Origin of the sequence: Cryobacterium sp. M23 (genome assembly GCF_002929655.1) — a bacterium.
Classification (GTDB): Bacteria; Actinomycetota; Actinomycetes; order Actinomycetales; family Microbacteriaceae; genus Cryobacterium; species Cryobacterium sandaracinum.
On the sequence record NZ_PJJV01000066.1, the window covers coordinates 56986 to 76665 of the forward strand.

Genomic DNA, 19680 nt, shown 5'->3' on the forward strand with positions numbered 1-19680 from the left:
GTGAATCCCGACACTCAACACGTGCTATGTTTTTCGTGTTTTATGAATCGTGAGAAAAGGAGCAGCTTTGAACGAGAATGTTACGGTGGCAATGGTCCTGGCGGGGCCGTGGGTTGCCGTGCTCGCCTCAGCGATCGCCGGGCGTCTCGGCCGGAGCGGTGATCTGGTTGCTCGCATTGCCGCGGCGGTCGTCGGTCTGGGGTTCGTCTTTACGGCAGCCGTCGCCGTTGCCGTGTCGACCCTGTGGACGGATTCAATCCAGGTGGGCTTCGGGGAGACAAGCCTGCAACTCGATGCCCTGGCACTGATCATGTCGATGCTCGTTCTGGGGCTGTCCTCCCTCATTCAGGGGTTCGCCGTGCGCTACCTGCGCGGGGATCCTCGTCAGGTCTGGTTCGTGGTGACCGCGAACCTGCTCACCGGGTTCACCGTGCTGATGGTGTGTGCAGGGTCCGTGGCCCTGTTCGCGTGCGCCTGGGTCGGCGCCGGCGCCGCACTTGTGTTGCTTCTGGCCACATACTGGCCGCTGGCACAGGCGCGGGAGGGTGTGTGGCGCACCGCGGTTCGCTTTGGTGCCGCCGACACCGCGTTCCTGCTCGCGGTGGCGGTGCTGCTCGTTGGTGCCGGCGGGGACGTGTCCTTCGATCAGCTCGGCGCCGGTGCGTCCGGCCTGAGCGCGCCCGCCCAGCTCACCCTCGCGGTGATGTTGGTCCTCGCCGCCCTGGCCCGATCCAGCCAGATCCCATTCCAGGGCTGGTTGCCGTTCACTCTCGGCGCCCCGACACCGGTCTCTGCGCTGTTGCATGCCGGGGTGGTCAACGCGGGCGCCATCCTGCTTCTGCGGTTCGCGCCGGCGATCGCCCCTCACCGGTCCGTGATGATCGTCGTCTGCGTGGTGGGCGCGGCCACCCTGGTGTTCGCGTCGGCGGTGCGCCTGGCACGCCCGGACGTGAAGGGCCGACTGGTATTCTCCACGATGGCGCAGATGGGGTTCATGATCATGGCCTGCGGGTTGGGCCTGTTCGCGGCTGCAATCTTCCACCTGGTTGCCCACTCCCTGTACAAATCGACACTCTTCCTAGGCGCGGGAACCGGAGTGCGACAGCACGCCACCGACCGCGACCTCCCCACCCGCACAGCCCCGTCGCGCCTGGTGGCGGGCCTCGCGGTGGCCATCTCCGTGACCGTAACCGTTGCCGTACTCGTGGCAGCCAAACTGGTGCTCTCCCCCGCCGTGTCGCCCTCCAGCATCGGCCTGTTGGCGTTCGTCGCCCTGACCGCCGGCGTCACCCTGGCCGTGGCACTGGCAACCCACTTCTCGATCCGCACGATGGTGGTCGGCACCACGGTGACGGCGGCCGTCGGAATCGGCTACGTAGCCTTCCTGCACCTGTTCACGGGAGCACTGGAACCCGGGGTGCCGGTCCAGGGGGCACCTGGCTGGCTGCTCGTTCTGCCCGCGGTCGGCCTGATCGCCGTCGAGCTGTTGGCTCGAAGCAGCACCGGTGCGGTCTGGCTGCGCGATCGTGTCTACACGTCCGCACTTGCCGCATCCCTGCCCCGTAACCCCATCAGAACTGGAGCACCCCTGTGAGTCTGATCCTACGCGCGCAGGTCGCTGCCGCCGCCCACGACATCGTTCCGGCCTGGCCGTTGGACTCCTTCATCGCCGTGAACCCGCTGGCCGGCCGCGAATCTTACCCATTCGAGACCGAAACAACCGCGGAAGCGGCAACCACCCGCCCCGGGAGCGCCTACCTGGCTGACTACCAGCGCGGTCGAATCACCCGTGATGACATCGACGCAGCACTCCTCGAACGCATCCCCCAGCTGGCCGACCGACGCTTGCGGATCGGCACCGCAGCCGTGTCCGCGGTCCGGGTTGCCGAACTCGATATGCGCCTGGTCGCAGCCGCACCTGCCCCCGAACCGGTTGCGGTGGCGGAGCTGACGTGGCTCGATGAATACCTGGCCGTCTGGGTTGCCGGCTATCTGTGCCCGGACCCGGCGTGGCCCATGCCACACCATGCCGACGGGTTCTACCGGGCCTGGCGAACCCTGGCCTGCCTCGATCCGTCCCTCCCCCGCACGGTTCGGCGCACCCTCACCACACTTTCGCCCGAACCGGACGCGGCGCTGGCGCACGCCCTGCAATGCCTCGGCATCACGGCGGCCGACGTCCCACGTGCCCTTCGGACCGCACTCGGGCACCTGCCCGGGTGGGTCGGGCACATCAAATGGCGGGCCGAGAAGGTCGGCGACATCGACCTGACCTCGTACCTGGCCGTCCGATTCACGGTCCAGGTTGCGCTCGGAATTACCCCAGCAGCCGACCAGACAACACAGACGGCACAGCCCGACCACACCACGCTGACCTCGGCACCGTTCTGGTTGCGGGCCGAACGGGTTGCGCAGGCGCTCACCGCCGCACGGCCGAGCCGCGAGGACGTCGCCGCGGTTGCTCGGGTTCTGTCCACCCATCCGATAACCGACCAGCGGTACACCTGGCAGAAAGCCTACGAACTGAACTACCGCACCGCCCTGATCGGGGCACTCCGCTCCACCGTCGAGACCCGGGACGGCCGCAACGTGCAGTTGGTGATGTGCATCGACCCCCGGTCCGAGGGGTTGCGCCGCCACCTCGAAGAAAGCTCCTCGGTCGAGACGTTCGGTTTCGCCGGCTTCTTCGGCGTCCCCATCCGGTTCGCCCGCTACCAGGCGCGCGGAGCAATCAACTCGCTCCCGGCACTGCTGAGCGCGCGCCACCACATCACCGAGATCCCCGTCGACCACGAACAAGCACACAGAGTCGTTGCCGCTGGAAAATTCCGAGACGCCCTGCGGCATGCCGTGCATACGGCGGACTCGACAGCGGCGACACCGTTCGCGTTCGCGGAGACGGCAGGATGGTTCTACGGCGGCATCAGCATCCTGCGCACCCTCACCCCGCGCATCCACGCACGGATCGTGCGCGCCCTCTCCCTCTCGCCCCGGGACCTGCGCTGTGACGTGACGATCGCGGACGCGTTCACGCTGGACGAGCGTGCCACGTTGGCCGAAACGGCCTTGCGGATGATGGGCCTGGCCCAGTTCGCCCCGCTGGTCGTTTTGGCAGGTCACGGCTCCGAATCGGAGAACAACCTCTACCAGTCCGCACTGGACTGCGGCGCGTGCGGCGGAAATCCGGGGCACGCCAACGCCCGCGCCGCCGCCGCCATCTTCAACGACCCCGAAGTGCGACTGCTGCTCGCCGACCGCGGGCTGCCGATTCCCTTCGACACGTTCTTCGTGGCCGCCGAACACAACACCGTCAGCGACATGGTTACCGTGCTCGACCGCCACCTGATCCCCGACAGCCACACGAGTTCGGCAGACCGCTTCGAGCAGCTTCAGCGCACCGCGGCGGACAAATTAGTGACCGAACGCGCCCGGCACCTACCGGGAGCATCCCCCCGGCATTCCCCCGCACGACTGCGCGGACGTGCCCACGACTGGGCTGAGGTGTATCCAGAGCTCGGGTTGGCGGGAAACGCCACCATGATCATCGGACCCCGCGACATAACCAGGAACGTTGATTTGGGCCGGCGGGTGTTCCTGCACTCCTACCGCACCGAACTGGATCCCACCGGGGCCGCCCTGGAGACGATCATGACCGCCCCCCTCGTCGTGGCGCAGTGGATCAACCACCAGTACTACTTCACAGCCCTGAACCCCGACACTCTCGGCGCCGGAACGAAAACCATCCACAACGCCATCGGCACACTCGGCGTGATCTCGGGCCACAGCGGCGACCTCCGCCGCGGCCTGCCGTGGCAATCCGTGGGTCTGGGCACGGAGCTGTTCCATGAGCCGATGCGCCTCACCGTCGTTGTCGAAGCACCGCTGGCCCGCATCGGAGAGATCATCTCGCGCAACCAAGTCCTGCGAGATCTTTTCGACAATGACTGGATCACCCTCACCGCACGAGATCACCCCACTGCCCTCTGGCACCGCTATACCGCCTACGGCTTCACAGCGACCGCAACCGCTACTCCCGCCGCCACTGCCACCCCGATGGAAGGACCACACACATGAACAATCTCACCAAGATGACCCGACTGGAGATCGTCGTGCCTGCCCGCGACGCCCCCGCCATCCGCGAGCTGGTTTCCTCCGCCGGCGCCACCGGGTACACCTCCGTCTCCGGTGTCTCCGGCATCGGACACCACGGACAACACTCTGGATCCCTGCTCTTCAACGAGTACGACACCCTCACCATGCTCATCACCGTGTTGCCCCCCGACAAAGCCGACGAACTCATCAACGCCGTGCGCGAGCTGCTCAACACCTCCAGCGGCGTCATGTTCGTCGCCGAGACCTACGTCTCAAGGCCCGACTACTTCCAATGACTTCCTCCCACTCCTCCTATGCTGGGCGCCTGATCACCTTCGCCACCATGCACGGCAAGGAGCACCTCGCCCAACAAGCATTCCACGACATTCTCGGCGCGACAGTCAGCGCTGCGGGGGGCCTGAACACTGACCAGTTCGGGACCTTCGCCGGCGATATCCCACGCACCCTCAGCCCCCGCTCGGCAGCCCGCGCCAAAGCGCGACTGGGTATGCAGATCGCCGGCACCACTCTCGGACTTGCCTCCGAAGGCAGCTTCAGCTCCGGATTCGGTCCTCTCGTTGAAAACATGGAGATTCTCCTGTTCATCGACAAAACCCTGGGGTTGGAACTCGTCGAGGGCGCCGTGAATGTCTCCGCGCTGCCCGGAGGCAGACGCGTCGACAACGCCGACAGCGCTCTCGCGTTCGCGTCAGCCGCGGGATTCCCCGAACAGGGAGTGATCGTGCAGAGCACAAACGATAATCACCTGACTGTCTACAAGAACTTCACGCAACTCAGCGACCTCCAGGAAACCGTCGAATTGCTTCTGACGGACCAGTCCTCCGTCACGATTCTGCCGGACTACCGAGCGCACAAATCGCCAGCGCGGGCAGAGACCATTCGCAGGCTGAGTTATCAGATGGCTCGTCGCCTCGCTACACCCTGCTCCCTGTGTCAAGCACCTGGGTTCGGTCAGGTAGACATCGAACGCGGCGTTCCCTGTTCCGACTGTAGATCAGCGACCGCATTGATCGCCGCGGACCTCCACGGCTGCGGACGCTGTACCCACAAGACCCGGATACCGCGTGGCCAGGCCACCGCCGACCCGCAATGGTGCGACTATTGCAACCCGTAGTGAGGTCAGGCGTTATTCGTGCTCCCCGTCGGCCTCATGCATGGTGGACCGCGGCGCGCCTCAGACCTCGGACTGCAGGGCCGCCCGGGCGAACGCGGCCCCACCGGGCGTGACGATCCAGCGCGTGTAACTGCTCGTGCTGGCATCGAACACACCGAGTCGGCGCAGCAAGCGCCACTTCGGCAGCACCAGGTTGAACGCCGCGTCACTGGAGAGCGGGGCACCGTCGGCCCGCACCCAACCGATGGTCTCCAAACTGAGGGCTAGCAGCTGTTTGAACAGCTCAGCCTCGTCAAAACCCCGCCGCGCGATGAGTAGGAGCAGCAGCCTGGTGGCATCGGACTCGGCCGGGTCGCGGCTCTGGTGCGCGGTTCTGGCCAGATGCCACCACAGATCGCGCGGCGCCTCGACGAGCGCCCGGCCGCGACTGGTCTGCAGCAGCATCCCCTTGCTCACTCGGAGCAGGCCCACGCTGCGCAGGTGTGCGCGCAACTCCAGCAGAGGCAGGAAGTGGCTCTCCCGGCTGGCCGTGACGGGCCAGCCCCAGTCGAGCTGGGTCGAGGCTTCCACGACCACCGCGGGCGGGAGGTAGCCGGCCTGGGTCAGACGGATGCCGTGCTCACCGACGCGGCGCAGCATCCACTGCACGGGCGCCACCATGCGCTCCATCGCCCGGACCGGCAGCAGAATGGAGTCGGTCACCCGTGCCTCCGCGAGCACCAGGCGGAACCCGGCGACGGAGTCGGGGTGCATGCGTGTTTCGAGTTCCTGGACGACCTTCACGGTGCGAGCATAGCGAGGTGTGGCCGCGGAGCCTGATGCGACCGATCGTGTCGGGCATCCGCTCTGCCGTAGCCTTGGATCATGGCCAGAGACATTGCAACCACCACCACAGTCGACCTCGCCGAGATGCTCGCTTTCGTGCGCCCGAGGCACCGGATGCTGCTGGCCACCACCCGCACCGACGGCCGCCCGCAGATCTCGCCCGTGACCGGCGGGGTCGACCCCTCCGGCCGAATCGTGATCTCCTCCTATCCTGCCCGGGCGAAAACCCGCAACGCGGAGCGAAATGTGCTTGCCTCCGTACTGGTGCTCTCGGACGACTGGGACGGCGGCTGGATCCAGGTCGACGGCGACGCCGAGGTGCTGCACATGCCCGAGGCCGGCGACGGGCTGGTCGAGTACTTCCGCTGCATCTCCGGCGAGCACTCCGACTGGGCCGAGTACCGGGCGGCGATGGCGCTTCAGGACAAGTCCCTGATCCGCATCACCCCCAGCCGGTGGAGCCCGATCGGCACGGGCGGCTTCCCGGCCGACGTCGCTGCCCGGCTCGACGCACTGTAGCCGCGCTCGCAGGATCGGCGTCGCGGCGCACCCTGGGGAAGCAGGCGCCCGTTCGTCCGTGCGCCCGCTTCCATAACCTGCGCCGCGAGGCCTGGCGCCCGGCGCACTGTCACCAGCATCTGCGAAGCTGGACGAATGACCGACACCCGCGCCGCCGCCCTCGAGATTCTGCGCAACCTGGTCGGGCGTGACGACGCCGACTTCCACGAGGGACAGTTCGAGGCGATCGAGACCCTCGTCGACCAGCGCCGACGGGCCCTGGTCGTGCAGCGCACCGGGTGGGGCAAGTCCGCCGTCTACTTCGTCGCCACGCTGCTGCTGCGCCGCCAGGGAGCCGGCCCCACCATCCTGGTGTCGCCGCTGCTCGCCCTGATGCGCGACCAGGTCGCCGCGGCAGCCCGGGCCGGGGTGCGCGCCGTGTCGATCAACTCCTCCAACCCGCACGAGTGGGCAGAGGTGCAGCAGCAGCTGATCGACGACGAGGTCGATGTGCTGCTGGTGTCGCCGGAGCGGCTCAACAACCCGAAGTTCCGCGACGAGCAGCTCCCCGCGCTCCTCGCCCGGGTGGGCCTGCTCGTCGTCGACGAGGCCCACTGCATCTCCGACTGGGGCCACGATTTCCGGCCCGACTATCGGCGCCTGCGCGACCTGATCGCTCAGATGCCCGCCGGGGTGCCGGTGCTGGCGACCACGGCCACGGCGAACAGCCGCGTGGTGACGGATGTCGCGGCACAGCTGGTCTCGACCGGCGCCACGGTCGCGAACGGCGCGACCGGCGTGGCAGGCGCTGAGGTGGTCACCATCCGCGGCCCGCTCGCCCGGGCATCCCTGCGCCTCGGCGTACTGCGCCTGCCCGACTCGCGCACCCGGCTGGCCTGGCTGCTCAGCCACATCGACGAGCTGCCCGGTAGCGGCATCATCTACACCCTCACCGTCTCGGCGGCGGAAGACACCGCACGTCTGCTGCGGGAGGCCGGGCACCCGGTGCGCGCCTATACCGGGCAGACCGACACCGCGGAGCGGGAGGAGTCCGAGGGCATGCTCAAGCGCAACAAGGTCAAGGCCCTCGTCGCCACCAGCGCCCTGGGCATGGGGTTCGACAAGCCCGACCTCGGCTTCGTAGTGCACCTGGGTGCCCCCTCCTCCCCCGTGGCCTACTACCAGCAGGTCGGCCGCGCCGGCCGCGCCACCGAGAACGCCGACGTGCTGCTGCTGCCCGGAGTCGAAGACGAAGACATCTGGCAGTACTTCGCCACCTCCTCGATGCCCAGCCAGCACAAGGCGGAAGCCGTGATCGGGGCGCTCACGGAGCACGGATTGGCCCCGCTGTCCACACAAGCGCTCGAGGCCCGCGTCGACCTCAAGCGCAGCCCGCTCGAGCTGCTGCTGAAGGTGCTCGACGTCGACGGCGCCGTGCGCCGCGTCACCGGTGGCTGGGTGTCCACCGGCCGGCCCTGGTTCTACGACCGGGAACGCTACGAACGCATCGCCGCCGCCCGGGTGAGCGAGCAGCAGGCGATGCTCGACTACGAGCGCACCACCGGCTGCCGGATGGAATTCTTGCAGCGCGCGCTCGACGACGACACCGCGGTGGCCTGCGGCCGCTGCGACAACTGCACCACGGCTTGGTTCCCCGGCGACGTGCGGCCCGAGATGACCTCGGCCGCCGCCCGAGCCCTCGACCGGGTCGGCGTGGCTCTCGAGCCGCGCGCGCAGTGGCCCACCGGGGTGGCGAGCCTGGGCATGAACGTGCGCGGCAACATCCCGACCGGCGAACGGATGCTGCCCGGCCGCGCCCTCGCCCGTCTCACCGATCTGGGCTGGGGCGGCCCACTACGCGACCTGTTCGCCACCCAGTCCTCCGACGCGCCGTCTACGGATGCCCCGGCGAGCCCGGCCCTGATCCAGGCCTGCATCCGCGTGCTGGCGGAGTGGGGCTGGGACGAACGGCCGGCCGCGGTGGTGAGCGTGCCCTCGCGGCAGCATCCGTTGCTGGTCGGATCGGTGGCTCGGGCGTTCGCCGAGGCCGGCCGCCTGCCCTGGCTCGGCTCGCTCGACCTCGTGAACGGCGGCCCCACTGGCACGGCGGGCGGCAACAGCGCCTACCGGCTCTGCAACGTCTGGGACCGTTTCGCGGTGGGACCGAAGCTGGCCGCGGCCCTCGACACGGTGCAGGGCCGACCGATCCTGCTCGTCGACGACCTCGCCGACAGCCGCTGGACGCTCACGGTCGTGGGCCGCCTACTGCGTCGCCAGGGGGTGGCGGCCGTGCTGCCGTTCGCGTTGGCGTTGAAGTCCTGAGCTGCCGGAGAACTCAAGCTTTCGCCCTGACGTCAACGCAGCGCGCGCAGCTTGACCGTGCGCTGCAAGCCGACCTCGTCGGCCCGGACTCCCCCGACCGCTCCGCAGTGAGCTGACTGCATGGACAGGCGCACCAGGTCAACGCCGCGCAGCCCCGGCCAGCCCTGCACCAGGTGGCGCCAGGTTGTTGGCACAGCTTCCAGCCCCCAGCGGGCGGCGGTCAGCGCGCCAGCGACACCTGCTACGGCGTCGGTGTCGCCGCCGCCGCGCGCCGCGACTTCGATGGCGCGACGCACCTGGCCGGCATCCGTTCCCCGGGCGTACGTGATCGCCGACCAGGCGGCCTGCAGGGTCTGCACGACCCAGCCGTTACCCGGGAAATCCGCGGGCCGTTCACGCTCGGCATCGTCGAACCGGGTCGACCAGTCCGCGCGGCGCTCGCTCGGCAGGGCGGACAGGCCCACCCGAATGTCGAGTTCGCCCTCGAGCACGGCGTGCCGCAAAGCGAGCCCGAACAGCACGCAGGCATCGCCTGCCTCGGTTTCACGGTGCGTCAGCTCGCTGACCAGGCGCGCGGCCTCGGCCAGGGCGACCGGATCGCCGAGGAACGCCAGCGCCACCGGCGCGGTTCTCAGGAGCGATCCGTTGCCGGCGCTGCGCCCGTTGCGATCATGCTGCTCCCTCGCCCCGCGACGCACGGAATCGGCGTTCGGCTCACTGCCCGAGAGCACCGCCCCCAGCTGCACGCCCGCGTACGGTGCCGATTTCGCCCAGGCCACCCAGTGGGCCACGACGATGTCGAGGACCGAGTCGTCTCTGAGATCCCCGCCCTCCGCCGCGGCCATCGCGAGCGGCACCGCCATGGCCGTGTAGTCGGTCCACTCGCCGGGTGCCCAGTGGAAGCCGCCGCCGCCGCGCATGCTGACCGGGGTGGTTTCCGGTAGCGGCCCGGCGAACTCGTAGCCGGCCCCGAGCGCGTCCCCGCAGGCCATGCCCAGCAGCACCGCTGCTGATCGGTCGTGTTGGTCGGCAGTCAGCTTCATTGCAGGCTCCTTCGGGTCGGGCCGATTCGGGTCGGGTAAGGACCGGAGTACCTGCACATCCGAGAACGAACGCCGGGTGCACGGGTCGAGCGCAGCCTATTCCGGCCCAAAATCCCCGGCAAGGCCATTGACCGGCGCCTAACCGGTGTGTGACGCGGCGCGTCACGGGAATACTTACCGGGGCGCACTCCTTGTTAGTCTTCAGATATCGCTTTTCGGCGATGAATACGCACCTGCAACCTCGGTTAGGCCAGAAAAATGAAGCTCAAGATCCTGTCGGCGGTATTACTCACAGCGCTCACCGTGTCGCTGGCCGGCTGCTCCGCGAGCACCGACACCGACGACGCAGCCACCACCGGCGCCGACACCTCGCTGTCCTCCGTCACAGACGCGGGCGTGCTCACCATCGGCACCGAGGGCACGTACCGCCCGTTCACCTTCCACGAGGGTGGCTCCGGCGCACTGACCGGCTACGACGTCGAGATCATCGAGGCCGTCGCAGCCGAGCTCGGAGTCACGGCCAAGTTCGAGGAAACCCAGTGGGACGGCATCTTCGCCGGCCTCGAGGCCGGCCGCTTCGACGTCATCGCCAACCAGGTCACGGCCACCCCGGAACGCGTCGCCAAGTACAACTTTTCGACCCCCTACACGTTCTCGACCGGCGTGATCGTGGTCAAGAGCGACAACACCTCGATCACCTCCTTCGAGACCCTGGCCGGCAAGACCACGGCCCAGTCGCTCACCAGCAACTGGAACACCCTCGCCACCGAGAGCGGCGCACGTGTGCAGGCCGTCGAGGGCTGGGCCCAGTCGGTCGCCCTGGTCGAACAGGGCCGCGTCGACGCAACCGTGAACGACAATCTAACCTTCCTCGACTACCAGAAGCAGACAGGCGCAACCGGGCTCAAGGTCGCCGCGAACACCGACGAGAAGTCCGCGACCTCGTTCGCCTTCGTCAAGGGAAGCACGGAGCTGACGGATGCCGTCGACGCGGCCCTAGAAAAGCTCGCCGCCGCCGGCACCCTGACGTCGATCTCGGAGAAGTACTTCGGGTCCGACGTTTCCCAGTAACCCCGTCCAGCCATGAACCAATCCGCCTGGGATCTGTTCTGGACCTCGCTCGGTCCCATCGTGCAGGGGGCGATCCTCGGCACCATCCCGCTGGCGCTCGCCTCGTTCACGATCGGTCTGGCGCTCGCGCTCGGGCTGGCGTTGATGCGCCTCTCCCGGCGCCGGTGGGTGTCCGGCATCGCCCGGGTCTACATCTCGATCGTGCGCGGTACCCCACTGTTGGTCCAGTTGTTCGTGATCTTCTACGGCCTGCCGTCGCTGGGCATCCTGATCGATCCGTGGCCGAGCGCCGTGGTGGCGTTCTCACTCAACGTCGGCGGCTACGCCGCCGAAGTGATTCGGGCGGCCATCCTCTCGGTGCCCAAGGGGCAATGGGAGGCGGCCTACATGATCGGCATGTCGCACCGTCGCGCGCTGACCCGGATCATCCTGCCGCAGGCCGCCCGTGTCTCGGTTCCGCCCCTGTCGAACACCTTCATCAGCCTGGTCAAGGACACCTCCCTCGCCTCGCTGATCCTGGTCACGGAGCTGTTCCGCGAAGCACAGCAGGTGGCCGCCTTCAGCCAGGAATTCATGCTGCTCTACCTCGAGGCCGCCCTGGTCTACTGGGTGATCTGCCTGGGCCTGTCCTCGGTGCAGAGCGTTCTCGAGAAGCGATTGGACCGCTATGTCCCCCACTGATCCGATTGATCCGACCGAACCGACGGCCCCGGATGCCGCGGCGACCTCCGACGCCCTGCTCCGCGTGCGCGGGCTCCAGAAGAGTTTCGGCGCCAACCAGGTGTTGCAATCCATCGACCTCACGGTGGGTCGCGGCCGCGTTCTCGCCCTGATCGGACCCTCCGGTTCCGGCAAGACCACCATCCTGCGCTGCCTGAACGGCCTGGAACTGGCCGACGGCGGAACGATCGACGTGGCCGACGAACTGTCGATCGACTTCGCAGCCATACCGGGGAAGAATCAGCGTGCGGCTCTGCGCGACCGGTCGGCCATGGTCTTCCAGCACTACAACCTGTTCCCGCACAAGACCGTACTGGAGAACGTGCTGGAGGGGCCCGTGGTGGTGCAGCGCCGCCCGAAGGCGGAGGTCGAAGCGGAGGCGCTCGCGTTGCTCGACCGCGTGGGCCTCAGCGCCAAGAAGGACAGCTACCCGTTCGAGCTCTCCGGCGGCCAGCAGCAGCGTGTGGGCATCGTGCGCGCGCTCGCCCTGCGCCCGCAGCTGCTGCTCTTCGACGAGCCCACGTCGTCCCTCGACCCGGAACTCGTAGGCGATGTTCTGCGCCTGATCAAGGAACTGGCGGTGGAGGGCTGGAGCATGGTGATCGTGACGCACGAACTCGAATTCGCGCGCGAGGTAGCCACCGAGGTGGCCTTCGTCGACGGTGGCCGGATCGTCGAGCACGGCGACCCGAATCAGCTGCTGCGCCACCCGAAGGAGGAACGCACCCGGCTGTTCCTGCACCGGCTGCTGTTCCCCTTCTAGGTGCACATCCAGGCGTGGGGCCGACCTCGCCGGGCAGCGGCTCAGCCCCTCACCTGCCCGTCAACTCTTGCGCCCGGAGTCGGGCTGATCCGCTGGTTCAGTCTCGGAATGATCCGCTGCCCGGAGTGAGCCGGCATGAGCTCGCACCGTGGGATCCTGGCGTGTCTTGATCAGGCTGGCAACCGTGGTCACGGTCAAGACCACACCGATGACGATCAGGCTGAGATTCGTGCTGATCTCCGGCACTCGGCCATCAAGGCCGTGTGCCCAATGCAGAACGAGTTTCACACCGATGAAGGCCAGGATGAGGGACAGGCCGGTCGACAGGTAGACCAGCCGGTCGAGGAGCCCCTTGACGAGGAAGAAGAGCGCCCGGAGCCCGAGCAGTGCGAAGGCGTTGGCGGTGAAGACGATGTACGCCTCATCGGTGATTCCGAAGATCGCCGGGATCGAATCGAGTGCGAACAGAAGATCGGTGCTGCCGATCGCTATCAGCACGATAAACAGCGGTGTCACCGCGCGGCGGCCGGCGCTCCGCGTGAACATTCGACCGTCGACATAGTCGTCGGTAACGGTCAGGCCCCGACGGGCCACCCGGACCAGTACGTTGTCTTGCACGTCAGGGTCGACGTTACGGTGCCGGAAGAGCTGTACGGCTGTGAAGATCAGCACCAGACCGAAGATCAGGAACATGAATGAGAACAGCGAAAGCAGGGCGGAACCCAGTGCAATGAAGATCGCCCGCAGAATGAGTGCCAGCAGGATCCCGAAGATGAGAACTTTCTGCTGGTATTTATCCGGGACCGCAAAGGTCGACATGATGATCACGAAGACGAAGAGGTTGTCGATGGACAGGCTCTTCTCAACGATGTACCCGGCGAAGTATTCCGCGCCGAACCCCCACCCCACCTGCGCCGCGAAAACGAGGCCGAACAGGATCGCGACCGCGATGTACAGCACCGACGAGAGTGCGGCCTCCCGAAACTTGACGACGTGCGGCCGGGCGATGGCCAAACCCAGGTCCAACGCGAGCAGACCCAGAATGACGGCGATGGTGAGCGTCCAGCGGAGCGCAGTTACTTCCAGCAACTGTGACCTTCCTGTCGTGTCCTCAGCGAGAATTTCAGCGTGAGCCTACTCATAAGAGGAACCAAATAAGCATGAACGTCAACAGTATCCTGCCTCTGCTGCTGACCCCCTTCCGGGCAAGCGGCCTGCCCTGCTAAATCCCCAGCTCGTCAGCACTATTCTTTTCCAGTGACTTCAACAGCGATCTCTCCGGTGGGCTCCGACTCAGCATCGCCCTCCACCTTCCGGCGGCTTTTCGGTCTGCTGCGGATCGGCATGGGACTGCTGCTCCTCGCGAGCATCATTACGCAGATCACCGACCAGCTCTGGAACGACGCCTTCGTGGCGACCGAGTATTTCGGCTACTTCACCATCCAGTCGAGCCTGATGAACGTGGTCGTGCTGCTCGTGGGAGGTTCCCTCGCCCTTCGCCGAAGCACGGATTCCCAACTCCTCACCGGGGTGCGAATGTCGGTACTCACCTACGCGGTCGTCACCGGGGTCGTCTACAACGCGCTGCTGCGCAACGTCGTCTCCGATGGCTTCATCGGTGTCGACTGGCCCAACGAGGTGTTGCACGTCTGGGCGCCGATCTTCATCGCGCTGGACTGGATCCTCTCGCCGGGGCGCCCGGCCCTGGCCTGGAAGCGCCTCGGTGTGGCCCTGATCTACCCGCTGGCTTGGGTGGCTTACGCCGTGGTGCGGGGCACCCTGACCGGCTTCTACACCTATCCCTTCCTCGAACCGGCCCAGCCGGGCGGCTACGTGACCGTGATCTTCTACGTGCTCGGCATCGCGACCTTCATCACCGGTCTCGCCGCGGCCGCAATCGCCGCGAGCCGCCTCCGGCCACAGGTTTTGACGACCGAACCCGTGGCCTGATCCGCTGTCGCGGTCAGACCGATCGCGGCGGCGGCGCGAATGTGCTGAACGCGGCGATCATCTCGTCGACGCTGTGCGCCGCGGTCGACGGATGCCGGAACGGCCGGTTCCGCTCGATGCTGTAGTGATTGCGCCGCCCCACCCGTTCGCGCCGGATGTAGCCGGCCTTGACCAGGTCCGCCATGATGCTCAGCGCCGCCCGGGTTGACACCCCCACCGTGTCGGCGAGCTCCTGCACCCGCGCATCGGGGTTCCCCGCGATGGCCAGGAGCAGGTGCGCGTGGTGGGTGAGGAACGTCCACGGCTTGCCGGGGGCATCCGTCGGTCCAGGCGGCGGAACGGGCAGCGGTTCGGGCAGCATCTCGGTCATCGGAGGGTCTCGTTCACCTTCTTCTGCTCGGCCTTCTGTTCGGCCTTCTGCTCGGCATTCTGTGCCTTCTGCCCGGGCGTGCGGGCCGATCGGCGCCAGACCGGCTCCATCTGGGCGAGTTCCTCAGGGGTGGCCTCGCGGAACGAGCCGACGGGAGCGGCCTCGAACTCGCGCCGCCCCTGGCCCCGCGTGGCCCGGAGGCTGAGCATGACCGACACCGCGATGATCAGCGCGATCACAGATAGGGAAACGGTCGTCGGGATGTAGAAGACGTCGAGCAGCAGCATCTTGACGCCCACCCAGATCAGCACCAGCGAGAGACCAATCTTCAGGTAGACGAATCGGTGCATGAGGTCGGCGAGCAGGAAGTACATCGCCCGGAGGCCGAGGATTGCAAAGGCGTTGGCGGTGAAGACGATGAACGGTTCACTGGTGACCGCGAAGATGGCCGGGATGGAGTCCACGGCGAACACGACATCCGTCACCTCGACGAGCACGAGAACCGCCAGCAGCGGTGTGGCGAGCAGAATGCCGTTCTTGCGCACGAGTAAGCGCTGGCCGTGGAACGTCTCGGTCATCGGGATGAAGCGGCGGAAGAGGCGCAGCACTTGGGATTTCTCGGGGTGCGCGTGCTCGTTGCGGGTGCGGATCATGCGGTAGCCCGTGAAGATCAGGAACGCGGCGAAGACGTAGAGAATCCAGGAGAAGTTCTCGATCAACACGGCGCCCGCGGCGATGAAGATGCCGCGCAGCACGAGCGCACCGAGAACGCCGAGGAACAGCACCCGGTGCTGGTACTGGCGCGGCACCGCGAAAGCGGCGAAGATGATCGCCCAGACGAAGACGTTGTCGACCGCGAGGGACTTCTCGATCAGGTAGCCCGCGTAGTACTGCTGCCCGAACTCGGCCCCGGCCGTCACCCAGATCACGACGCCGAAGGAGATGCCGATGAGCACCCAGATCACGGACCAGATCGCGGCTTCGCGCACTCCGATCACATGGGCCTTGCGATGGGCGAACAGGTCGACGGCGAGCATGACGGCGATGATGCCGAACACCGCCAGCCAGGCGTAGAGGGGAACGTCCACGGGAAATGCCTTCCAGTCACTGCTTCGACTGGAGGTCTGGTCCAACCCGGATCGGGTCCCTGTGGCCGGGCTCCGATGACGGAACCGTAATGACGACCACACGCTGGGGATTACTCCCCTCCGAAAACAAGTGAAGCATACTTCACCCTTTGGCGCAAACCGCGGGGTTGACTGCGGCGGTTGAGCACTTCCGCCGCCGCGACTACCGTGCACTGGAACAACGGAGGATCCCATGAAGGGTTTTGTCGACAACATCGAGGACGCGGCCATCCGCAATTCGAATTTCCGCCAGGTGCTGTACACCGCCCGGGGGCTGCAGCTGGTCGTGATGGCGCTGGAGCCGGGCGAGGACATCGGGGAAGAGGTGCACCCGGATCGAGACCAGTACTTTCGGGTGGAGAAGGGCAAGGGCGAGATCTGGATCGACGGCACCAAGACGAAGATCAGGAAGAACTCGGCCATGGTCGTGCCGGCCGGCGCGCGGCACAATGTGCTCAACACGGGCGGCAAGGTGCTGCGGCTCGCCACGATCTACGCGCCGCCGGAGCATCAGGACGCCATCGTGCACCTGACCAAGGCAGACGCCCAGGCCTCGGAGGAACACTTCGACGGCACCGTCACGGAGCCGAAGCAGAAATCACGCCAGGCGAAGCCGGCCGCCACGCAGGCTACGGCAACGCCGACGTCGAAGACGACCGCCAAGCCCGCCGCGAAGACACCACGCAAGGCGGCGGCAAAGCGCCCCTCGACGAGGGCGCGGTCCGCCGACACCAACTAGCTGAGTGCGGCCTAATGAATTCGACGGAGATTTTGAGCATTTCGGGCTGAAACGGATGTTTGGGGCCGGTTTTGCGCAAAATCTCCGTCGAATTGGTTCGAGACCGCCGACTGGTCCGCCTGGCTGGTCCGCCTGGCTGGCGCCTAGCGGGTCCGGGGTCCGGCAGGCGCCGGCCGCACCCGCTGCGCCTGCAGGGTGCGTTCCCGCATCGCGAGGAAAAGCGGGAAGGTGAAGGCGAACGCTGTCAGACCCGAGAGCACCACGTAGAGCCAACCCCGCTTCATCCCGATCCGCCTGGCCTCGACGATGATCAGGATGCTGCCGGCCACCGCCACCACCAGCAGGTCAACGGTCAGTGACGACACCGCCGGACCGCTGTTCACCCAGTCACCGACGAAGTCGCGTAGCTGCACGATCGCCAGCAGGTTGAAGGTCCAGGTGCCCACGAGGCCGCCGAGGCTGAGCGCCAGGTAGACGGCGGCGAGCGGGGTCCAGTTTTTGGTCATACGTCATTATTGCCGCCCGGTAGGGTCGAAAGCCGATCCTGGGAGCACCATGCCACACGCATCTCGCAAGCCTGCGTCAACCCGCAGCCGGCGTTCCAGGCGACGGCCCGTCACCGCCCTGATGGTGGTCCTGCCGCTCCTGGCTTTGGTCTCAGCGATCGTGGTCGGCGTGCCCGGCGTCACGCCGGGCGAGACATCCGTTCCCTTCCCGGTCGGATCCACGGCCGCGGCCCCGGTGACCGGCGACGCGGCCGACCTGCTCGCCACCCTGCCGGTCAAGGGCAAGGCCGCGAAGACCGGCTACGACCGCACCGGCGAGTTCGGCTCCGCCTGGCGCGACGTGGACGACAACGGCTGCGACACCCGCAACGATATCCTGGCCCGCGACCTGGCCGCGATCGTGACCGACGCGTCCTGCCGGGTCTTGAGCGGCGAGCTGCTGGCGCCGTACACGGGCGAATCAGTGTCGTTCGAGCGCGGCGAGACCACCTCGATGCTCGTGCAGATCGACCATCTGGTCGCTTTGTCGAACGCCTGGCAAACCGGCGCCGCGCAACTGACCCGGGAGGAGCGGATCGCCCTGGCCAACGACCCGCTGAACCTGCTGGCCTCCGACGGTGTCTCCAACTCGCAGAAGGGCGACGGGGACGCCGCCACCTGGCTGCCCGCGGAGAAGTCGTTCCGCTGCGAATATGTGGCCCGCCAGATCTCCGTGAAGGCCACCTACGGCCTATGGGTGGCCCCGGCCGAGCACGACGCCATGGTGCGCGTGCTCGCGACCTGCCCCGGCCAGCCTGCCTACTCGGCCACGCCCGGTCTGGACTAGTTCCGCGTCGGCACAGCACGAACCGTCACAGCCCGGCTACACCGACACGAGGACCTCGCCGATCTCGCTGAAGCCCTGGTCGGTGACGGTGATGACCAGCTTGGCCGGGATCTGCTCCTTCATGGAGTCGACATGGCTGATCAGACCGATGGTGCGGCCGCCGGCGCGGAGGCCGTCCAGGGTGCTCATCGCGGTTTCCAGGGTGGCGCCGTCGAGGGACCCGAAGCCCTCGTCGACGAACAGGGTGTCGAGGGCGATGCCGCCGGCCTGGTTCGACACGATCTCCGCCAGCCCGAGGGCGAGGGCCAATGACGCCAGGAACGTCTCGCCGCCGGAGAGCGACTGGGTGGGGCGGGCCCGCCCGGTGTGCGCGTCCCGGATCATCAGCCCGAGCCCGGACTGGCCACCACGGAACTGCACCGAGTCGTCGTGTTCGAGGGTGTAGCGGCCCCCGGTCATGGTGCGTAGCCGGTTGTTGGCCGCTGCAATGATCTGCTCGAGCTGCGCGGCGAGAACGTAGGTCTCCAGGCGCATCCGTTTCGTGTTGGGTTCGTCGCCATGCACGGCCGCCGCCAACTCCCGAACCTGCGTCTGCGTGGACAGAAGCTCCGCGCCGGCGTCGAAGTGCACGCGGGCATCCGTGACCAGGCCGGTCATGACGGCCACCCGCTCCCCCAGAGAGCCGCGTTCGGCCAGCGCCGCATCCCGTTCCGCCGCCGCCGTCACCAGGGTTTCCCGGGCCGGACCGACGTCGGTCAGGCCGGCGGGAAGACCCGTGAGCGCCGGTTCGGCCAGCACCGAGCGCGCCGCCGCGCGCGAATCGTCGTGGCCGCGGATCAGCTCTTCCAGCTGCCGCACGTCGGCGTCGTCCTGGTGGGCGGCGGCCACGTCCTGCTCGTCGACGAAACCTTCGCGGTCCAGCTGGGCCTGAACGGATGCGCCGGCGGCGTTCCGCAGGCTCCGGCGCTCACGGCTGTGGTCGAGGGCCTCGTCGAGGGCCCGCGCGGAGGCCAGCTCGGCCCGCAGCCGATCGACCCGGTAGCCCACCGAGGCGAAGTCGCCGCGCTGGGCGGACACTCGGTCGTCGATGGCCTGTCGGGCGCTGCGGCGCTCGGCAAGCTGCACGGCCGCCTCATCGCGGGCGGAGCAGAGGCCTGCCAGGGCACGGCCGGCCTCGTCGAGTTCGGCCCGCAGCCGGCTCTTGTCGAGGCCGAGCGCTGCCGCCCGCACGCCGGCGTTCACGGCCGCGGCGAGGGCCACCTCGGACGCGGCCATTTCGGCGACGATTTCGTCGATGGTGCGCTCCCCGGCCCGGGCCCGGGCCTCGGCCAGGTCGGTGGCCACGGTGCCTGCGGCGGCGTGCGTTTGATCGAGTCGGGTCTGCGCCTGCTTCAGGCATGCCCGTGCCGCCACGATGTCGGCTTCGGTGACCGGTTCATCGTCGCCGGTGGCGGGAGCCGGATGCGCGGTCGAGCCGCACACCTCGCACGGCTCCCCCGGCACGAGGTGCGAGGCCAACTCGACGGCGTGGCCGGCCAGCCGCCGGTCCACGAGGGTCTGGTAGCGCACCGCCGCCGCCGCGTTCTCGCCGGCGGCGACCGCGTCGGCCCGGTGCGCCACCTCCAGCTCCGCGTCGAGACGCCGCACCTGGCCGGCCGCGCCCTCGGCCGCCCGCAGCCGCTCCGCCTGGGCG

General features: G+C 67.6%; 19 protein-coding genes. 12 read left to right on the forward strand and 7 right to left on the reverse strand.

Going from position 1 to position 19680, the window contains the following annotated elements; genetic code table 11:
* Positions 1–67: 67 nt before the first annotated feature.
* The 4 genes from CXY82_RS07395 to CXY82_RS07410 are packed head-to-tail and all read left to right on the forward strand — an operon-like array spanning position 68 to position 5227.
* The gene (locus CXY82_RS07395) at positions 68–1594 is read left to right on the forward strand and encodes a proton-conducting transporter membrane subunit (protein WP_146069066.1); all 1527 of its coding nucleotides are present in this window, start codon (positions 68–70) and stop codon (positions 1592–1594) included.
* The gene (locus CXY82_RS07400; RefSeq protein WP_104170352.1) at positions 1591–4074 is read left to right on the forward strand and encodes a DUF2309 domain-containing protein; all 2484 of its coding nucleotides are present in this window, start codon (positions 1591–1593) and stop codon (positions 4072–4074) included. Before CXY82_RS07395 ends, CXY82_RS07400 begins: the two co-directional genes overlap by 4 nt.
* Entirely contained in the window at positions 4071–4388 is a 318-nt protein-coding gene (locus tag CXY82_RS07405) for a DUF190 domain-containing protein (protein WP_104099654.1), read from the forward strand. Before CXY82_RS07400 ends, CXY82_RS07405 begins: the two co-directional genes overlap by 4 nt.
* The gene (locus tag CXY82_RS07410) at positions 4385–5227 is read left to right on the forward strand and encodes a DUF6671 family protein (RefSeq protein ID WP_104170353.1); all 843 of its coding nucleotides are present in this window, start codon (positions 4385–4387) and stop codon (positions 5225–5227) included. The genes CXY82_RS07405 and CXY82_RS07410 overlap by 4 nt, the downstream gene beginning before the upstream one ends.
* A gap of 60 nt (positions 5228–5287) precedes the next feature.
* Here CXY82_RS07410 and CXY82_RS07415 read toward each other — a convergent pair whose 3' ends face one another.
* Positions 5288–6010, reverse strand: a complete 723-nt coding sequence (locus CXY82_RS07415; protein ID WP_146069067.1) for a DUF4256 domain-containing protein — start codon at positions 6008–6010, stop codon at positions 5288–5290.
* A gap of 81 nt (positions 6011–6091) precedes the next feature.
* Between CXY82_RS07415 and CXY82_RS07420 the strand changes: the two genes are divergently transcribed.
* Together CXY82_RS07420 and CXY82_RS07425 are read left to right on the forward strand one after the other, a co-directional pair.
* The gene (locus CXY82_RS07420; protein WP_104170355.1) at positions 6092–6571 is read left to right on the forward strand and encodes a PPOX class F420-dependent oxidoreductase; all 480 of its coding nucleotides are present in this window, start codon (positions 6092–6094) and stop codon (positions 6569–6571) included.
* 135 nt (positions 6572–6706) lie between these two features.
* On the forward strand, positions 6707–8872 hold the full coding sequence (locus CXY82_RS07425; RefSeq protein ID WP_104170356.1) for a RecQ family ATP-dependent DNA helicase: 2166 nt from the start codon (positions 6707–6709) through the stop codon (positions 8870–8872).
* A 32-nt stretch (positions 8873–8904) separates the two neighbouring features.
* Here the strand turns inward: CXY82_RS07425 and CXY82_RS07430 are convergent, their stop codons facing one another.
* Positions 8905–9915 (reverse strand): ADP-ribosylglycohydrolase family protein, encoded by a 1011-nt coding sequence (locus CXY82_RS07430; protein ID WP_104170357.1) that lies wholly within the window; start codon positions 9913–9915, stop codon positions 8905–8907.
* Between the two features lie 258 nt (positions 9916–10173).
* Between CXY82_RS07430 and CXY82_RS07435 the strand changes: the two genes are divergently transcribed.
* From CXY82_RS07435 to CXY82_RS07445, 3 genes are read left to right on the forward strand one after another with little or no spacing between them, the layout of a single operon-like run.
* Positions 10174–10986, forward strand: coding sequence for an amino acid ABC transporter substrate-binding protein (locus CXY82_RS07435; protein ID WP_104170358.1), 813 nt, complete (start codon positions 10174–10176; stop codon positions 10984–10986).
* Positions 10987–10998: 12 nt separating this feature from the next.
* A complete protein-coding gene (locus CXY82_RS07440; protein WP_104170359.1) occupies positions 10999–11667 on the forward strand; it encodes an amino acid ABC transporter permease in 669 nt (222 codons plus the stop codon).
* Positions 11654–12469, forward strand: a complete 816-nt coding sequence (locus CXY82_RS07445) for an amino acid ABC transporter ATP-binding protein (protein ID WP_104170360.1) — start codon at positions 11654–11656, stop codon at positions 12467–12469. The genes CXY82_RS07440 and CXY82_RS07445 overlap by 14 nt, the downstream gene beginning before the upstream one ends.
* A 60-nt stretch (positions 12470–12529) precedes the next feature.
* Here the strand turns inward: CXY82_RS07445 and CXY82_RS07450 are convergent, their stop codons facing one another.
* Positions 12530–13558 carry a TerC/Alx family metal homeostasis membrane protein gene (locus CXY82_RS07450; protein ID WP_104170361.1) on the reverse strand — a complete coding sequence of 343 codons (1029 nt, stop codon included), beginning with the start codon at positions 13556–13558 and terminating at the stop codon, positions 12530–12532.
* A gap of 168 nt (positions 13559–13726) precedes the next feature.
* Between CXY82_RS07450 and CXY82_RS07455 the strand changes: the two genes are divergently transcribed.
* The gene (locus CXY82_RS07455) at positions 13727–14419 is read left to right on the forward strand and encodes a Pr6Pr family membrane protein (RefSeq protein ID WP_146069068.1); all 693 of its coding nucleotides are present in this window, start codon (positions 13727–13729) and stop codon (positions 14417–14419) included.
* 13 nt (positions 14420–14432) lie between these two features.
* Here CXY82_RS07455 and CXY82_RS07460 read toward each other — a convergent pair whose 3' ends face one another.
* Together CXY82_RS07460 and CXY82_RS07465 are read right to left on the reverse strand one after the other, a co-directional pair.
* Complete coding sequence (locus CXY82_RS07460) at positions 14433–14789, reverse strand: winged helix-turn-helix domain-containing protein (protein WP_104170363.1); 357 nt, start codon at positions 14787–14789, stop codon at positions 14433–14435.
* Positions 14786–15877: a TerC family protein gene (locus tag CXY82_RS07465; protein WP_104170364.1), complete on the reverse strand. Its 1092-nt coding sequence runs from the start codon at positions 15875–15877 to the stop codon at positions 14786–14788. Before CXY82_RS07465 ends, CXY82_RS07460 begins: the two co-directional genes overlap by 4 nt.
* 232 nt (positions 15878–16109) lie before the next feature.
* Between CXY82_RS07465 and CXY82_RS07470 the strand changes: the two genes are divergently transcribed.
* The gene (locus tag CXY82_RS07470) at positions 16110–16655 is read left to right on the forward strand and encodes a cupin domain-containing protein (protein WP_104170365.1); all 546 of its coding nucleotides are present in this window, start codon (positions 16110–16112) and stop codon (positions 16653–16655) included.
* 143 nt (positions 16656–16798) lie between these two features.
* Here the strand turns inward: CXY82_RS07470 and CXY82_RS07475 are convergent, their stop codons facing one another.
* The gene (locus CXY82_RS07475; RefSeq protein ID WP_104170366.1) at positions 16799–17161 is read right to left on the reverse strand and encodes a DUF2834 domain-containing protein; all 363 of its coding nucleotides are present in this window, start codon (positions 17159–17161) and stop codon (positions 16799–16801) included.
* Between the two features lie 49 nt (positions 17162–17210).
* Here CXY82_RS07475 and CXY82_RS07480 point away from each other — a divergent pair, with 49 nt between their 5' ends.
* Entirely contained in the window at positions 17211–17987 is a 777-nt protein-coding gene (locus tag CXY82_RS07480; protein WP_104170367.1) for an HNH endonuclease family protein, read from the forward strand.
* 36 nt (positions 17988–18023) lie between these two features.
* Here CXY82_RS07480 and CXY82_RS07485 read toward each other — a convergent pair.
* The coding region (locus tag CXY82_RS07485; protein WP_304481767.1) for an SbcC/MukB-like Walker B domain-containing protein at positions 18024–19680 on the reverse strand (1657 nt) is incomplete at its 5' end.

Bases quoted from the DNA above. Each gene is read 5' to 3' on its own strand.
- CXY82_RS07405 (WP_104099654.1), top strand. From the start codon at position 4,071: ATGAACAATCTCACCAAGATGACCCGACTGGAGATCGTCGTGCCTGCC.
- CXY82_RS07410 (WP_104170353.1), top strand. From the start codon at position 4,385: ATGACTTCCTCCCACTCCTCCTATGCTGGGCGCCTGATCACCTTCGCC.
- CXY82_RS07420 (WP_104170355.1), top strand. From the start codon at position 6,092: ATGGCCAGAGACATTGCAACCACCACCACAGTCGACCTCGCCGAGATG.
- CXY82_RS07425 (WP_104170356.1), top strand. From the start codon at position 6,707: ATGACCGACACCCGCGCCGCCGCCCTCGAGATTCTGCGCAACCTGGTC.
- CXY82_RS07430 (WP_104170357.1), bottom strand. From the start codon at position 9,915: ATGAAGCTGACTGCCGACCAACACGACCGATCAGCAGCGGTGCTGCTG.
- CXY82_RS07435 (WP_104170358.1), top strand. From the start codon at position 10,174: ATGAAGCTCAAGATCCTGTCGGCGGTATTACTCACAGCGCTCACCGTG.
- CXY82_RS07440 (WP_104170359.1), top strand. From the start codon at position 10,999: ATGAACCAATCCGCCTGGGATCTGTTCTGGACCTCGCTCGGTCCCATC.
- CXY82_RS07445 (WP_104170360.1), top strand. From the start codon at position 11,654: ATGTCCCCCACTGATCCGATTGATCCGACCGAACCGACGGCCCCGGAT.
- CXY82_RS07460 (WP_104170363.1), bottom strand. From the start codon at position 14,789: ATGACCGAGATGCTGCCCGAACCGCTGCCCGTTCCGCCGCCTGGACCG.
- CXY82_RS07470 (WP_104170365.1), top strand. From the start codon at position 16,110: ATGAAGGGTTTTGTCGACAACATCGAGGACGCGGCCATCCGCAATTCG.
- CXY82_RS07475 (WP_104170366.1), bottom strand. From the start codon at position 17,161: ATGACCAAAAACTGGACCCCGCTCGCCGCCGTCTACCTGGCGCTCAGC.
- CXY82_RS07480 (WP_104170367.1), top strand. From the start codon at position 17,211: ATGCCACACGCATCTCGCAAGCCTGCGTCAACCCGCAGCCGGCGTTCC.